Source organism: Amycolatopsis pretoriensis, assembly GCF_900107925.1.
Classification (GTDB): Bacteria; Actinomycetota; Actinomycetes; order Mycobacteriales; family Pseudonocardiaceae; genus Amycolatopsis; species Amycolatopsis pretoriensis.
In genome coordinates this window covers 191569-206749 of sequence record NZ_FNUJ01000009.1, presented here as the reverse complement: position 1 = coordinate 206749, position 15181 = coordinate 191569, and the positions used below count along the sequence as shown (strand labels likewise).

Genomic DNA, 15181 nt, shown 5'->3' with positions numbered 1-15181 from the left:
TCCCGATGATCGAGATCGTCCGGCGTTCGGATGGTGTCCGGAACAGTCCCTACGAAAGTCGTTCCGGTGCGGAATGCGCGGCGAATCCCCAGCACCGGCGGGGTTTGTACGAATTGACCGGCGAATCCGGAACGTGGTGTTGGTCCGTTCGGCGCATTGACGCCCGGAACCGCTGATCCTTTACTCGGATGCGTCCGGACGCATACCTCCTGTTGATCCCCGGGACACGTCCCCTTTTCCTTCACCACACCCATCCTTCGTGGAAGGAAGACCTCGATGACCCATCGTGGGTTCAGAACGGGCTTGGCGGCCGCCGCCGGGCTCGCCATGACGCTCGCGCTGCCGGTGGCCCCGGCGAGCGCGTCACCCCAGGCCCAGCCCGCCGCCCCGGACGTGGCCGCGGCCCGCGCGGCCGACCAGGCCGCCGCTTCCGGGCTCGACGCCCTCAAGCGGGGCCCGGCCGAGTCGTTCCGGCGCGTCGGCCTCACCGCCGGTGGCGGTGGCCTCTTCTACGGCGCCTACCAGCGCACCTACCAGGGCCTGCGGGTCGTGGGCGGCGACGCGGTCGTCGTCGCCGACGGGGCCGGGCGGGTGCGCGGCACCAGCGCCGCCGAGACCGCGCCGATCACCGTCGGTACGCGGGTGACGCTGGACGCCGCGAAGGCCGCGGCCACCGCGCGCGCTCAACTGCCCACTGTGGACAGTTTGAGCACGCCGGAGAAGGTCGTGCTGGCCGGGGCGAACCCGAAGCTGGCGTACGAGGTCGTCGTCGCCGGGCGCACCGCGACCGCGCCGAGCAACCTGCACGTGTTCGTCGACGCGGCGACCGGCGCGGTGCTCGACAAGCGCGACGACGTGCGCACGTTCGCCTCGGGCGCGCGGACCCAGGCCCAGCCCTCGACGGTGAACGTGGCCGGCACCGGCAACAGCTACTACGTCGGCAACGTCTCCATCGACACCACGCAGTCCGGCAGCACGTACACGCTGCGCGACCCGGGCCGCACCGGCATCAGCTGCGGCCGCGAGGGCGGTTCCGTCTACAGTGGACCGGACAACAACTGGGGCAACGGCTCCGGCACGGACCTCGAGACCGGCTGCGTCGACGTCCTCTACAGCGTCCAGACCGAGTGGAAGATGCTCGCCGACTGGCTGGGCCGCAACGGCATCAACGGCAGCGGCACCGGCTACCCGGCGTCCGTCGGCCTGAACGACGTCAACGCGTACTGGAACGGTTCGTCGACGCACTTCGGGCACTCGCAGGACAACCAGCGCCAGGCCACCTCGATGGACGTCGTCGGCCACGAGTTCGGGCACGGCATCTTCCAGTTCACCCCGGGCGGTGCCGGTTCCGGCAACGAGAACGGCGGCATGAACGAGTCGACCGGTGACATCTTCGGCGCGCTGACCGAGGCGTACGCGAACAACGCCAAGGACACGCCGGACTACGAGGTCGGCGAGGGCGTCAACCTGGTCGGCCAGGGGCCGATCCGCTACATGTACCAGCCGTCGAAGGTCGGCGACCCGAACTGCTACTCGTCGTCGATCCCGAGCACCGAGGTGCACGCGGCGGCCGGCCCGCAGAACCACTGGTTCTACCTGCTGGCCGAGGGCTCGAACCCGGGCGGCGGCAAGCCCACGAGCCCGACCTGCAACAACTCCAGCGTCACCGGCGTCGGCATCCAGAAGGCCGGCAAGATCTTCTACAACGGCCTGCTGAAGAAGACCTCGTCGTGGAACCACAAGGCCGCCCGCAAGGCGACCCTCGAAGCCGCGATCGCGCTCTTCCCGGGCAGCTGCACCGAGTACAACGCCACCAAGGCCGCGTGGGACGCCGTCTCCGTCACCACCGTCAGCGGTGAGCCGACCTCGTGCAGCGGCGGCGGCGCGGACTACTCGGTCGCGCTGAACCCGGCTTCGGGTTCGGTGCAGCCGGGCGCCTCGGCGACGACGACGCTCAGCACCACGATCACCTCCGGTGCGGCGCAGTCGATCACGCTGTCGGCGTCGGGCCTCCCGGCCGGCGCGACCGCGACGTTCAGCCCGGCGACGATCCAGTCCGGCGGCAGCTCGACGCTGACCATCGCGACGACCGCGTCGACCCCGACCGGCAGCTACCCGATCACCATCACGACCGACGGGGCCACCACCGACCACACCGCGCAGTACACGCTGAGCGTCGGGACCACGGGCTCGTGCGCCGCGGTGACCAACTCGACGCGGCTGAACATCCCGGACTACCCGGCGAGCGCGGTCAACAGCCCCAACACCGTCAGCGGCTGCGCGCGCAACGCGTCGAACGCCACCAAGGTCGAGGTGCACATCACCCACACCTACCGCGGTGACCTGGTCCTCGACCTGGTCGCGCCGGACGGCACCGCCTACCGGCTGAAGAACTCCAGCAGCGACTCCACCCCGAACATCGACACCACCTACACCGTGAACGCTTCTTCGGAAGCCGCGAACGGCGCGTGGCAGCTCCGCATCCGAGACGTCGGCCCCGCCGACACCGGTTACCTGTCCTCCTGGACGTTGACCGTGTAGCACCGCCCCGAAGTCCGTGAATGGCACATTGAGGGACTTTACGTCCGTCAATGTGCCATTCACGGCGTTTCCCCAACCCCCACCGAAGGAACTCACCGCCATGAAGTGGAAGACCAGATTCGGAGCCGGGGTCACCGCCCTGGCCGCCGTCTTGGGCGTCGTGTCCGTGCCCGCGGCGACCGCCGCGCCCGCCACGGCGCTCGCCGCGCCGGACATCTCGCTGGCCAACATCAAGACCCACCTCAACCAGCTGCAGACCATCGCCAACAACAACGGCGGCACGCGGTCGCCGCGCGGCAACGGTTACGCGGCCTCGGTGTCCTATGTGGAAAACCTGCTGAAGAACGCCGGGTTCACGACCACGCGGCAGACGTGCACCAGCTGCATCGGGCAGTCGCAGAACCTGATCGCCGAGTGGCCGCAGGGTGACGCGAGCCAGGTCATCATGCTCGGCGCGCACCTCGACTCGGTGAGCGCCGGCCCCGGCATCAACGACAACGGCTCCGGCAGCGCGTCGATCCTCGAAACCGCGCTGACGCTGGCCCGCACCAACCCCACGATGGCCAAGCGCGTCCGGTTCGCCTGGTGGGCCGACGAGGAGTCCGGCCTGGTCGGCTCCAAGTACTACGTCAACAACCTGCCGAGCAGTGAGCGCACGAAGATCAAAACCTACCTCAACTTCGACATGATCGGCTCGAAGAACTGGGGCTACTTCGTCTACGACGACGTCGCTTCGGTCAAGGCGATCTTCGACGAGTACTTCTCCTCCATCGGCATCCAGACCGAGGGCGACAGCGAAGGCGACGGCCGGTCCGACCACGCGTCGTTCAAGAGCGCAGGCATCCCGGTCGGCGGCCTCGCGACCGGCGCCGGCGACATCAAGAGCTCGGCGCAGGCGCAGAAGTGGGGCGGCACCGCGGGTGCGGCGTTCGACAACTGCTACCACCGCGCGTGCGACACGACGTCCAACATCCCGGACACACCGCTGGAGAAGAACTCCGACGCCATCGGGTACGCGCTGTGGAAGCTGGCCGTCGCGACGACGACGGGCAACGACTACTCCGTCGCACTGAACCCCACCGCCGGGACCGTCCAACCGGGACAGTCGCTGCAGGTCGCGGTGAACACCACGACGACGTCCGGGTCCGCGCAGTCGATCTCGCTGTCGGCGTCCGGCCTGCCCGCGGGCGCGACGGCGTCGTTCAGCCCGGCGACGATCTCCTCCGGCGGCTCGTCGACGCTGACCATCTCGACGTCGTCGACCACCCCGACCGGCACGTTCCCGGTCACCGTGACGGCCGACGGCGCGAACGTCGACCACACGGCGTCGTTCTCGCTCGGAGTCGGGACGTCGTCGTGCGCGCCGGTGACCAACTCGACGCGCCTCGACATCCCGGACTACCCGGGGGCCGCGGTGAACAGCCCGGCGACCGTCGGCGGCTGCGCGCGCAACGCGTCCAACGCCACCAAGGTCGAGGTGCACATCACCCACACCTACCGCGGTGACCTGGTGATCGACCTCGTCGCCCCGGACGGCACGGCGTACCGGCTGAAGAACTCCAGCAGCGACTCGACGCCGAACCTCGACACGACCTACACCGTCAACGCCTCTTCGGAGGTCGCGAACGGGGCCTGGCAGCTGCGGCTGCGGGACGTCGGCCCGGCCGACACGGGGTACCTGTCCTCCTGGACCCTGACCGTCTGACCCCCCTCCGGGGGCGGCACTTTCACGTGAAAGTGCCGCCCCCAGGTGGGAGCTTTCACGTGAAAGCCACGGTTGTCTAGACCACCCGATCGTAGGTAGTCAACGGTTCCCCGCGGCGCTTATGTTGATCGGACACGCCGCGTTCGCCCTCAACGACGATGGGAATCGGTATGTCCGGTCGCAGAAACCGCCTGTTCGGAACACTTCTGGCAGCGGCTTTGGCCGTCCCGCTGCTCGTGTCGGCCCCCGCGCAGGGGGCGGTGCAGGCCGACACGTGCGCGGTGAAACCGCGGCCCGCGGGCAAGGTTCTCCAGGGCTACTGGGAGAACTGGGACGGCGCCGCCAACGGCGTCCACCCCGGGATGGGGTGGGTCCCGATCACCGACAGCCGCATGGCCCAGCACGGCTACAACGTCATCAACGCCGCCTTCCCGGTGATCCGGTCCGACGGGACCGTGTTGTGGGAGAACGGGATGGACGCCGGCGTCAAGGTGTCCACGCCCGCCGAGATGTGCGCGGCGAAGGCCGCGGGCGCCACGATCCTGATGTCCATCGGCGGCGCGGCGGCTGGTATAGACCTGTCGTCCTCGACGGTGGCGGACAAGTTCGTCGCGACGGTCGTGCCGATCCTGAAGCAGTACAACTTCGACGGGATCGACATCGACATCGAGACCGGCCTCACCGGCAGCGGCAATATCAAGACGCTCTCGGCGTCGCAGTCGAACCTGATCCGCATCATCGACGGCGTGCTCGCGCAGATGCCGGCGGGCTTCGGGCTGACGATGGCGCCGGAGACCGCGTACGTGACCGGCGGCAGCATCACCTACGGCTCGATCTGGGGCGCGTACCTGCCGATCATCAAGAAGTACGCGGACAACGGCCGCCTGTGGTGGCTGAACATGCAGTACTACAACGGCTCGATGTACGGCTGCTCCGGCGACTCGTACCAGGCCGGGACCGTGCAGGGCTTCACTGTGCAGACGCAGTGCCTGAACAACGGCCTGGTCGTGCAGGGCACGACGATCCGGGTGCCGTACGACAAGCAGGTCCCGGGGTTGCCGGCGCAGCCAGGTGCCGGCGGCGGGTACATGTCGCCGAGCCTGGTTTCCCAGGCGTGGCGGTCGGTCCCGGGGCTGAAGGGCCTGATGGACTGGTCGATCAACTGGGACGGCTCGAAGGGCTGGACGTTCGGCAACAACGTCAAGTCCCTGCAGGGCCGCTGACGCGGTCGTGAGTGGTAATTCGGGTTAGAACCCGAATTACCACTCACGAGCCGGCGTGTTCCGACCGCACCAGCTCCAGCAAGCGCCCCACCCAGTTGGTGCCGCGGGAGCTCCAGTACCGCGAACCCCAGTCGTCGTAGAGCAGCCGGGCGTCGCCGGTTTCCTTCAGGTGCTGTGCCATCGCCGGGTGCCGGTCGAACTTGTCCCGCAGGAGCGCGGCCATCACGCCGAGCCGCACCGCGGACCAGCCGTCGCGGCGAGGTGCCTGCTCGCCCAGCTTCCGGGCGTCGAGGCCCTTTTCGGCCGCGGCGATCCGCTCGTGCCAGGCGTCGTCGTCGGTGGACAGCGCCCAGTAGGCGTGCATGACCGACCGGTACTCCCGGCCGTCGTGCACGACCGGTGCCGGGTAGTCGAGCTGCAACACCTCGGGGCCCGGCGGCTCCGGCCAGCCGCTCGGGTAGACCCCGACATCGATCCACAGCGGGAGCGCGGTCTCCGGCCCGTCCGCCGCGTACCGCTGCCGCGACTCGGCGATGTCGCGTTCGCTGCGGCGGAAGTAGTCCACCGCCCACTCCCGCGTCTCCGGCGTCACGGTGAGGGTGCGGTCCGGGTGCCGGGCCGGGATCGTCTCGCCCGGCTCGGCGAGCAGGATCCGCACCGGCACGTCGTTGTGGTCCATGTCGCCGAGCACGTAGATCCGCCGGTGTTCGGGCACCGCGTGGTACCGCTCTCGGACGATCTCCAGGTTGGCGGGGCTCGGCTCGGCGGCATACGCGACGAGTGCGTCCCAGCAGCGTGCGGAGGAATCCGGCCGGTCGTTGAGCCGGTCCACCTCGTCGGCGAGGTCGGCGATGAGCAACTCGGGCGTCAGCCAGGACTCCAGCCGCGCGGTGCCGGCGGCGGTGCCGTTGACGATGACCCGCGCGTCCTCGGGCGGCGTCAGGGTCAGGGTGCCGTCGGCGAACGCGGTGCGAAGGCCGTCGAAGTCGGTCTTGTCCCACTGCCAGGCGACGACACCGTCGGCGTAGACGGCGAGCGCGGTCAGGGCGTAGCCGTCATGTTCGCGGACGAAGATCAGGCGTTGCCGCCCCTGGACGACGTCGTCCTCGACGGGACGCCAGGTCGGAGTGGTGTCCGGCATGCGGGCAAGCCTACGAGTCGCCGGCCGGGATCGGGTCGTCGTACTCGCCCGAGGGGCCGGCGTAGGACTTGCCGTTCGGGAACGGCCACGGGTTCGGGACGCAGCCGTGCAGCCCGAGGGTCTGCTGCTCCATCACCGGCGCCGGCCGGCCCGCGCCCGGGCACAGCTCGTGGCCGTGGCCGAGCCGGTGCCCGGTTTCGTGGGTGACCATGTACTGGCGGTAGACGTCGAGCGGCGCGCCGTAGCCCGGGACGGCGTTGGCCCAGCGGGCGACGTTGAGCACGACGTTGCTGCCGTTGCGGCAGGAGGTGTAGCCGTCCGCGGTGCCGCCGCACAGCTTGTCGCGGCTGGCGGGGGTGGCCAGGTAGATGGTGAAGTCGGCGTCGTCGCCCGGGCCGACCTGCTGCAGCCGCCACTCGCCGCCGCCGGTCCAGCCGCGCGGGTCGCCGAGGATGCCGCGGATGGCCTTGGCGAAGGTGGCGGGGCCGACGCCGTCGATGTCGGTCTCCAGGGCGATCCGGTACCGCATGAGCTTGCCGGACTTGCCGGCCACCTCGTCACTGCCGGGGGTGAACATCCACTGGCCCGAGCCGGTGCGCGGGAAGGTGATGGCGACCTCGACGGGCGCGGCCTGGGTGACGGGCGCGGCTTCCGCGGGCGGCGGCGGAACGGAGGTGGCCTCCCCGATGGCCATGACGACCGGCCCGGCCGCGGGCGCGGCGACGGGCTGCTGTTCACAGGCGGTGAGCGCCCCGGCCACCGCCAGCGCGAGCACGGCGACGGCCGCGGCCCGTCCAGCGGTTTCGGGCATGGCTCCTCCAGGGTGCGGCTTCACCAGGGGATACGGCCGGGAACCCGGAAAAGTTGCGGTGACGACCGGTGCCGGAGCGTCACCGCAGCTCAGCGCCCGCGGGTGTGACGAGGACCACTCAGGACAGGAACTTGCGCAGGACCTCGGCGACCTGCCGGATCTCCGCGGTCCGGACGTTCTCCTGCTTCGTGTGCGCCAAGGTCGGGTTGCCCGGGCCGAAGTTCACCGCCGGCATGCCCAACGCCGCGAAGCGGGCCACGTCCGTCCAGCCCAGCTTGGCCGCCGCGCGGCCGCCCGCCGCCGTCACCAGCTCGGCCGCCGCCGGGGCCGACAGCCCCGGCAGTGCCCCCGGGGACATGTCCACAACGGACAGTTCGTACCCGTCGAACACCTCGCGCACGTGCCGCTCCGCCGCCTCCGGGGTGCGGTCGGGCGCGAAGCGGAAGTTGACCGTCAGCACCGCCGAATCCGGGACCACGTTGCCCGCGACCCCGCCGCCGATCTTCGTCGCCTGCAGGCCCTCGCGGTAGGTCAGCCCGTCGATGTCGACGATCCGCGGCGCGTACTCCGCCAGCCGCCGCAGGGGCTCGGCCAGCGCGTGGATCGCGTTCTCCCCCATCCACGCCCGCGCGGTGTGGGCCCGCCTCCCGGAGAGCCGCAGCTCGACGCGCATGGTGCCCTGGCAGCCGGCCTCGATCACGCCGTTCGACGGCTCGCCCACGATCGCCAGGTCGCCCGCCAGCCACTCCGGCAGCTCGCGCTCGATGCGGCCGAGGCCGTTCTTGACCGCTTCGACTTCTTCGTTGTCGTAGAAGATGAACGTGACGTCGTGCCGGGGCGACGGCAGCGTCGCCGCGAGGTGCAGGAAGACGGCGTCGCCGCCCTTCATGTCGACCGTGCCCAGGCCGTGCAGGATCTCGTCGTCGCCGCTGCCTTCCCGCCGCGAAGGCAGGTTGCCGTTCTCCGGCACGGTGTCCAGGTGCCCGGCGAGCACGACCCGCGACGGGCGGCCGAGGTTCGTGCGCGCGAGGACGGCGTCGCCGTTGCGGACGACCTCGAGGTGGGATGCCTGCTCCTGAAGCGCTTTCTGCACGGCCGCCGCGATTTCGGCCTCCGCGCCCGACACGCTGAAGGTGTCCACGAGCGCGGCGGTCAGGTCGACGGGGTCGGCGTGCAGGTCGAGGCTCATGCCCGGCACGCTACCGTGGGCGGGTGCGTAGGTTCGGAGTCGCCGCGGGCGGCGCGGTGCTGGTCCTGGTCCTGTCCGGCTGCGGCAACGAAGCCGGCCCGACGCCCAAGCAGGGCGGCGAGCCGGGTCCGGACGCGCTCCCGACGAAGCTCGACGCGCTGACCGTCGACCAGTGCTTCGCGAGCCCGCGCACGCAGCTGCCGAAGGGCTGTGAGAAGTACGTCACGGAGGTCGGCAACGTCCCCGGCACGGCCCGCAAGCGCGCGAACGACCGCGACCCGCAGCTGGTCGCCGAAGCGGACAAGCTCGACACCGCCGTGAAGGCCTTCCGGGCCGCCGGCTGCACGACCGTGCCCGATCCGGGTGGCCCGTGCACCCAGGCGCTCGTCGACATCGCCGGTGCGCTGACCGACCTGAAGAAGCAGGTGGCGGCTCAGCCCACGAGTGGTTGATCCGCGTCACTCGACTACCGTGTCGGGCGTGAGCGAGCAGAGCCCGAACCCCGAAACGACCGGCGCCAGCGGCGTCGGGCTGGCCACCGTCGCGACCGACGGGACCGTCCTGGACACCTGGTTCCCGCACCCCAAGCTCGTCGAAGCCGGCACCCCCGGCACCGAGCGCCTGAGCGCGGACGAGGCCACCGAGCTGCTGGGCGAAGCCGCCGCGGCGCTGCTCGGCCCGGACACCGACCGCGGGGTCGAGGTCGTCGCCGTCCGCACCACGATCGGCAAGCTCGCCGACGCGCCCGCGGACACCCACGACATGTACCTGCGGCTGCACCTGCTCTCGCACCGCCTGGTCCGCCCGCACGGCCAGAACCTCGACGGCATGTTCGGCCTGCTGGCCAACGTCGTGTGGACCAACCACGGCCCGTGCCCGGTCGAGGGCTTCGAGACGACCCGCCTGCGGCTGCGCTCGCGTGGCGCGGTGACCGTCTACAGCGTCGACAAGTTCCCCCGGATGGTCGACTACGTCATGCCGGCCGGGGTCCGGATCGGCGACGCGGACCGCGTCCGGCTCGGCGCGCACCTGGCGTCCGGCACGACCGTGATGCACGAGGGTTTCGTCAACTTCAACGCCGGCACGCTCGGCGCGTCGATGGTCGAGGGCCGGATCTCGGCCGGCGTGGTCGTCGGCGACGGCTCGGACGTCGGCGGCGGCGCGTCGATCATGGGCACGCTCTCGGGTGGCGGCAAGGAGACGATCTCGCTGGGCGAGCGCTGCCTGATCGGCGCGAACGGCGGCGTCGGGATCTCGCTGGGCGACGACACGGTCGTCGAGGCCGGCCTGTACGTCACGGCGGGGACGAAGGTCGTCGTCGAGGGCAAGGTCGTCAAGGCCCGCGAGCTCAACGGCATTTCGGGCGCGGTTTTCCGCCGCAACTCGGCGACCGGCGCGGTCGAGGTCGTGCCGCGGACCGGCTCCGGTGTCGAGCTGAACTCGATGCTGCACGCGAACGACTGAGACCGGTTGTTCACTTAGTATTCATGAGGTGACCGCCGAATCGTTGCCTCGCACCCCGGTGGAGCTGGGCCTGCCGGAGCTCCCGGTCGAGGTGGGCCCGGCCGATCCGGCGGACCACCACGTGCGCGCCAAGCTCGACCGGGAGATCCGCGCCCTGCTCGCGCACGAAGCCGGGACGCGCTCCGGCGCCGACCCCGAGGACCTGCACCAGATGCGCGTCGCGCTGCGGCGGATGCGCAGCGTGCTGAAGCTGTCGGGCCGGCTGGTCGGGGACGGCGCCGAGCCGGTGCGCGCGGAGCTGGGCTGGCTCGGGCAGTCGCTCGGTGAGGTGCGCGACCACGACGTGCTGATCGGGCACCTGCGCGAGGTCATCGCCGACTTCGAGGTCCGCGACCAGCAGGCCGGCCGCCGCCTGGTGTCCCGCTTCGTCACCGAGCGCGCGACGGCGAAGCGGCGCCTGACGCGGGCGCTGTCGAGCGCGCGGTACTCGACGTTGCTGCGGGAGGTCAGCCTGCTGACCCGGACGTCCGGCGACGCGCCCGGCGAGCCGCACGACCTGGTGACCGGGCTGGCGAAGCCGCACCGCAAGCTGGCCAAGGCGGTCCGCGCGCTGCCGGCCGACCCGCCGGACGACGACCTGCACGCGCTGCGCATCCACGGCAAGAAGCTGCGGTACGCGGCCGAGCTGGCCCAGACGTCGGCGAAGAAGAAGCGCGCGAAGCGGATCAAGAAGCTGATCCAGGCGACGAAGGACTTCCAGACGGTGCTGGGCGACCACCAGGACGCGGTCATCGCGGCCGAGCGGATGCGCACGGTCCTGGCGACGGCGGACGGCGAGCTGGGGTTCGTGGCGGGCCGGATAGCCGAGCGCGAGCTGGGCCGCCGAGCCGAGGCCCGCGCGGCTTGGGGCAAGGCGTGGGCCAAGGTCGACAAGGCCGCGAAAGCCCTGCACGCCTGACCCGCCCCGCCCGCGGCCTACGAGACGCCCGGGCCCGCCCCGACGTCATGAACGAGTCGTTCATGACGCCCGACGCGCTGAACGAGTCGTTCATGGCATTTCGGCCGTCCCCGACCCGGCGCCGCGGACCCCAGACTCGGCCGATGGAGACCGCGCTGACCCTGGCCATCGGCGGAGTGATCCTGCTCGTCCTGGTCATCCTCACCATCGGCGTCCTCGCCGGCCGCCGGGTGCGGCGGGGGCGGAAGGCCGGCCGCTACCCCTACCGCGCCAAGCCGAACGGGACCTACGACAACTCCACGCACACCGGCATGTCGTGATCAGGCCACCGACCAGACGTACCCGTCCGGCCGGACCAGCACCTCGGCACCCGGCTTGACGTCGTAAGCCGCGTACGCGTACCCACCCTCGTCCACCAGCGCGCCCGGCTCCGCGACACTCCCCGCCGGCAGGATCCGGACCCCCTCGGCAGGCCCGTCGCCGAAGACCAGCCGCGTCGCGTGCGGGCCGCGGAACAGCTCGAACAGCCGGACCCGGGTGCCGTCGAAAGAAACCAACGGCGAGTCCGGCGCGCGGTCGCCGGGCCGCAGCGCGCCGTCACCCGGAGGGGACAGCGGGCCGCCGCGGTAGCTGATGTCCAGCTGCTGCGTCTCCTCGCCGCGGTGGTGCGCGTCTTCGTCGCCGTCGACGTACTTCTGCATCAGCCCGGTCGAGACCCCCAGCACCCGCGCCGCCACCGTGCGGCGCTCCACCTCGTAGCTGTCGAGCAGCTCGGGTGACCCGTCCGCGAGCTTCCAGCCCAGGTTGTACGCGTCCTGGACGCCGGTGTTCAGGCCCTGGCCGCCGGTCGGCGGGTGGACGTGCGCCGAGTCGCCCGCCAGGAACACCCGGCCGGCGCGGAACCGCGCGGCCAGCCGGACGTTCGGCCGCCACACCGTCGACCACGCCAGGTCCGACAGCGTGATCCCGCCGCCGCTCAGCGCGTCGAGCCGGGCCTGGATCGCCGGCAGCGCCGTCTCGGCGTCGAGGTCGCCGTCGCCCAGCGGCGAGCCGAACTGGAACCACGGCGTGCCCGGCAGCGGGCTGAACATCATGCCGCGCATCGGGTTCTCCGCGTCGCCGAACCAGTGGCCGTAGCCGCGGTCGAGGCCTTCGGCGTGGACGTCGCCGAGCAGCATCCGGATCGACTCGTCGGTGGTGCCCTCGAACGCGATCCCCAGCGCCTTGCGCACGAAGCTCTTGCCGCCGTCGGCGCCGACCAGGTACGCGGCCCGGACGGTCTCGCCGGTGCTCAGCGTGGCCGTGACGCCGTCGGCGTCCTGCTCGAAGCCGGCCAGCGCGGTCGCCGGTTCGACGTGGACGCCGAACTCGGCCAGCCGGTCGCGCAGGATCCCCTCGGTCTGCGACTGGCCGAGGAACCAGCCGGTCGGGTACGGCTTCTCCGGCGTCGGCTCGACCAGGTCGAACATCATCCGCTCGTCGACGACCTCGCCGCCGACGTGGATCCGCATCGGCACCGGCGCGGCTCCCCGCGCCAGCACCTCGTCGAGCACACCGAGGTCCTCGAAGACCTCCAGGGTCCGCGGCTGGAGCCCGTCGCCGCGCGAGCCGACGAAGAACGTCTCGGCCTTGTCGATGATCCGCACGGCGACGTCGCGCCGCGCCAGCTCGATGGCCAGGGTCAGCCCGGTCGGTCCCGCCCCCGCGATCAGCACCTGTGTGTCCATGTCGGCCTCCCAGTGAATTATCATTCAGTGAATCTGGATTCAGAATGACACTGCTAGCGTCCCGCGTCAAGGAGGTGCCGGTGAACCGCAAGGAGATGGCCGCGGAGACCGAGGCCGCGCTGAAGGCGGCCGCCCGGCGCGTGTTCGCGCGCAAGGGCTACCTGAACACCAAGATCACGGACATCACCGCCGAGGCGGGCCGGGCCGCGGGGTCGTTTTACAACCACTTCGCGAGTAAGGAAGAGCTGCTCGAGGCGCTACTGGGCGACATCGCGGCGTCCGGCGACGAAAGCGCGCTGTCCGAGAGTCACCTGTCCGACTTCAGCGACCCGGCGGCGGTGCGCTGGCACGTGGCCCAGTACTGGGACTTCTATAAGGAGCACGCGTCGACGATGCAGGCGCTGCACCAGGCGGCGATGGTCAACGACGCCTTCGCCCGGACGCTGGCGAGCTTCGGGGCGACCCAGTCGGCGGACCTCAACGGCCACTTGGCGCACGTGACGGCGGCCGGGATGCGGCTGCCGGCGAGCACGGAGCTGTCGATCTCGATGATGTACCAGCTGGTCGACAGCTTCGCGCAGATGTGGCTGCTCGACCCGGTGCCGGCCGGGTGGACGCCGCCGACCGACGACGAGGCGATCGAGGCGCTCACCCGGTTCGTCTACCGCGGTTTCACCGGCCGGGACTACTGAGTCAGGCGTTCCACGGCGGCGTCGACGCGCTCGTCGGTCGCGGTCAGCGCGACCCGGACGTGCTTGCCGCCCCGGGGTCCGTAGAACGTGCCCGGCGCCACCAGGATCCCGCGGTCGGCCAGCCACTCGACCGTCGCCGCGGCGTCCTCGTCGCGCGTGGCCCACAGGTAGAGCCCCGCCTCGGAGTGGTCGACGCGGAAGCCGTTGTCCAGCAACGCCTTCCGCAGCGAAAGCCGGCGCCGGGCGTAGCGCTCGCGCTGGGCGGCCAGGGCCTCGTCGTCGGTCAGGGCGGCGACCATCGCCTCCTGGACCGGGCGCGGCACGATCATGCCCGCGTGCTTGCGGATGTCGAGCAACTGCCTGATCAGCCGCGGGTCACCGGTCAGGAACCCGGCGCGGTAGCTGGCCAGGTTCGCCGACTTGGACAGCGAGTGCACGGCGATCAGGCCGTCCGTGCGGCCGTCGCAGACGTCCGGGTGCAGGACCGACAGCGGTTCGGCGTCCCAGCCCAGGGCCAGGTAGCACTCGTCGGACACCACGACGACGTCGCGTTCGCGCGCCCACTCGACGACCTTGCGCAGGTGCTCCACCGGGAGCACCTTGCCGGTCGGGTTGGACGGCGAGTTGATCCAGATCATCGCCGGCCTCTGCGGGCCGATCGCGACCGTGCTGTCCGCGCGCAGGATCGACGCGCCCGCCAGGAGCGCGCCGACCTCGTACGTCGGGTAGGCCAGCTCCGGGATGACGACCAGGTCGCCGGGGCCGAAGCCGAGCAGGCGCGGCAGCCAGGCCACGGCCTCCTTCGACCCGATCGTCGGCAGCACCGCGTCCGGCTCGATGCCGGTGACACCGTGCCGGCGGCCCAGGGCGGCGATGGCCGCCGCGCGCAGGGCCGGGATGCCGTGGGTCGTCGGGTAGCCCGGGATCTCCGACACCGACGCGAGCGCGTCGCGGATGCCGGCCGGGACCGGGTCGACCGGCGTGCCGATGGAAAGGTCGACCACCCCGCCGGGATGCGCCTGCGCCTTGGCCTTGACCGCGGCGAGCGAATCCCAGGGGAAGTCGGGCAGCGCGACCGGGCTCATTCGCCCTGCGGGGGCAGGGCCTTGATGAACCCCGGGTCGTGCGCGGTCTTGCCCACCTTGGAGGCGCCGCCGGGCGAGCCCAGCTCGTCGAAGAAGTCGACGTTGGCCTTGGTGTAGTCCGACCAGTTGTCCGGGACGTCGTCCTCGTAGTAGATCGCCTCGACCGGGCAGACCGGCTCGCAGGCGCCGCAGTCGACGCACTCGTCCGGGTGGATGTACAGCATCCGCTCGCCCTCGTAGATGCAGTCCACGGGGCACTCGTCGATACACGCCTTGTCGAGCACGTCGACGCAGGGCTCGGCGATCACGTAGGTCACTGCGCACTCCTGCTTTTCTCTGCAAACAGCCAGTCGTGGCCGACACTACGCGGTTCGGCCACCCGTTCGGTTGGTGAGGCAAGCCTTAGCCATACCCGGGGTATGGCGGGTGCTCACCTCGGCCGGCGGCGCGGGGGCGGGGTCGCCCGGGCGTCACCGGTGATGACGAAGCGCGGCTTGGGCGCCTCGTCTTCTTCCTTCTTCTCCCCCACAGCTCGGTTGAACCCCTCGGAGATCTCGTCGACGAGCTTCTCGTTGTGCCGCTCGTCCTTGCGCTGGATGCCCACGGCCCACCTCCTCCTCGGGGGAAATCCGCTCCACGCCTGTC

The 15181-nt window shown here is 71.0% G+C and carries 15 protein-coding genes; 8 read left to right on the top strand and 7 right to left on the bottom strand.

The genetic code is table 11. The features are described from left to right. Nucleotides 1–276: 276 nt before the first annotated feature. The 3 genes from BLV96_RS36610 to BLV96_RS36600 all read left to right on the top strand — a co-directional run bounded on the left by BLV96_RS36610 (nucleotide 277) and on the right by BLV96_RS36600 (nucleotide 5469). A complete protein-coding gene (locus BLV96_RS36610) occupies nucleotides 277–2541 on the top strand; it encodes a M4 family metallopeptidase (protein ID WP_208608419.1) in 2265 nt (754 codons plus the stop codon). Between the two features lie 100 nt (nucleotides 2542–2641). Next, nucleotides 2642–4246, top strand: a complete 1605-nt coding sequence (locus BLV96_RS36605) for a M28 family peptidase (RefSeq protein WP_086680341.1) — start codon at nucleotides 2642–2644, stop codon at nucleotides 4244–4246. A 170-nt stretch (nucleotides 4247–4416) separates the two neighbouring features. Further along, nucleotides 4417–5469: a chitinase gene (locus tag BLV96_RS36600; protein WP_086680339.1), complete on the top strand. Its 1053-nt coding sequence runs from the start codon at nucleotides 4417–4419 to the stop codon at nucleotides 5467–5469. 43 nt (nucleotides 5470–5512) lie between these two features. On the opposite strand, the gene BLV96_RS36595 is transcribed toward BLV96_RS36600, so the two are convergent. From BLV96_RS36595 to dapE, 3 genes are all read right to left on the bottom strand, one after another. Continuing rightward, nucleotides 5513–6610 (bottom strand): NADAR family protein, encoded by a 1098-nt coding sequence (locus BLV96_RS36595; RefSeq protein ID WP_086680338.1) that lies wholly within the window; start codon nucleotides 6608–6610, stop codon nucleotides 5513–5515. Between the two features lie 10 nt (nucleotides 6611–6620). Beyond that, on the bottom strand, nucleotides 6621–7421 hold the full coding sequence (locus BLV96_RS36590; protein ID WP_086680336.1) for a DUF3152 domain-containing protein: 801 nt from the start codon (nucleotides 7419–7421) through the stop codon (nucleotides 6621–6623). A 118-nt stretch (nucleotides 7422–7539) separates the two neighbouring features. Next, nucleotides 7540–8610, bottom strand: coding sequence for a succinyl-diaminopimelate desuccinylase (gene dapE / locus BLV96_RS36585; protein ID WP_086680334.1), 1071 nt, complete (start codon nucleotides 8608–8610; stop codon nucleotides 7540–7542). 23 nt (nucleotides 8611–8633) lie between these two features. On the opposite strand from dapE, the gene BLV96_RS36580 reads away from it, so the two are divergent. From BLV96_RS36580 to BLV96_RS50050, 4 genes are all read left to right on the top strand, one after another. Continuing rightward, a complete protein-coding gene (locus tag BLV96_RS36580) occupies nucleotides 8634–9062 on the top strand; it encodes a hypothetical protein (protein WP_086680332.1) in 429 nt (142 codons plus the stop codon). 28 nt (nucleotides 9063–9090) lie between these two features. Further along, nucleotides 9091–10074 carry a 2,3,4,5-tetrahydropyridine-2,6-dicarboxylate N-succinyltransferase gene (dapD, locus tag BLV96_RS36575; protein WP_086680346.1) on the top strand — a complete coding sequence of 328 codons (984 nt, stop codon included), beginning with the start codon at nucleotides 9091–9093 and terminating at the stop codon, nucleotides 10072–10074. Nucleotides 10075–10102: 28 nt separating this feature from the next. Beyond that, nucleotides 10103–11032 carry a CHAD domain-containing protein gene (locus tag BLV96_RS36570; RefSeq protein ID WP_086680330.1) on the top strand — a complete coding sequence of 310 codons (930 nt, stop codon included), beginning with the start codon at nucleotides 10103–10105 and terminating at the stop codon, nucleotides 11030–11032. 143 nt (nucleotides 11033–11175) lie between these two features. Then, nucleotides 11176–11352 (top strand): hypothetical protein, encoded by a 177-nt coding sequence (locus BLV96_RS50050; protein WP_167379851.1) that lies wholly within the window; start codon nucleotides 11176–11178, stop codon nucleotides 11350–11352. On the opposite strand, the gene BLV96_RS36560 is transcribed toward BLV96_RS50050, so the two are convergent. Further along, entirely contained in the window at nucleotides 11353–12759 is a 1407-nt protein-coding gene (locus tag BLV96_RS36560; RefSeq protein WP_086680326.1) for an FAD-dependent monooxygenase, read from the bottom strand. Between the two features lie 44 nt (nucleotides 12760–12803). On the opposite strand from BLV96_RS36560, the gene BLV96_RS36555 reads away from it, so the two are divergent. After that, a complete protein-coding gene (locus tag BLV96_RS36555) occupies nucleotides 12804–13451 on the top strand; it encodes a TetR/AcrR family transcriptional regulator (protein ID WP_086680324.1) in 648 nt (215 codons plus the stop codon). Here BLV96_RS36555 and dapC read toward each other — a convergent pair. From dapC to BLV96_RS36540, 3 genes are all read right to left on the bottom strand, one after another. After that, nucleotides 13445–14536, bottom strand: a complete 1092-nt coding sequence (dapC, locus tag BLV96_RS36550) for a succinyldiaminopimelate transaminase (protein ID WP_086680322.1) — start codon at nucleotides 14534–14536, stop codon at nucleotides 13445–13447. The genes BLV96_RS36555 and dapC overlap by 7 nt on opposite strands. Then, nucleotides 14533–14853 (bottom strand): ferredoxin, encoded by a 321-nt coding sequence (fdxA, locus tag BLV96_RS36545; protein ID WP_086680320.1) that lies wholly within the window; start codon nucleotides 14851–14853, stop codon nucleotides 14533–14535. Before fdxA ends, dapC begins: the two co-directional genes overlap by 4 nt. A 113-nt stretch (nucleotides 14854–14966) precedes the next feature. Continuing rightward, entirely contained in the window at nucleotides 14967–15140 is a 174-nt protein-coding gene (locus tag BLV96_RS36540) for a hypothetical protein (RefSeq protein WP_086680318.1), read from the bottom strand. Between the last annotated feature and the right edge of the window lie 41 nt (nucleotides 15141–15181).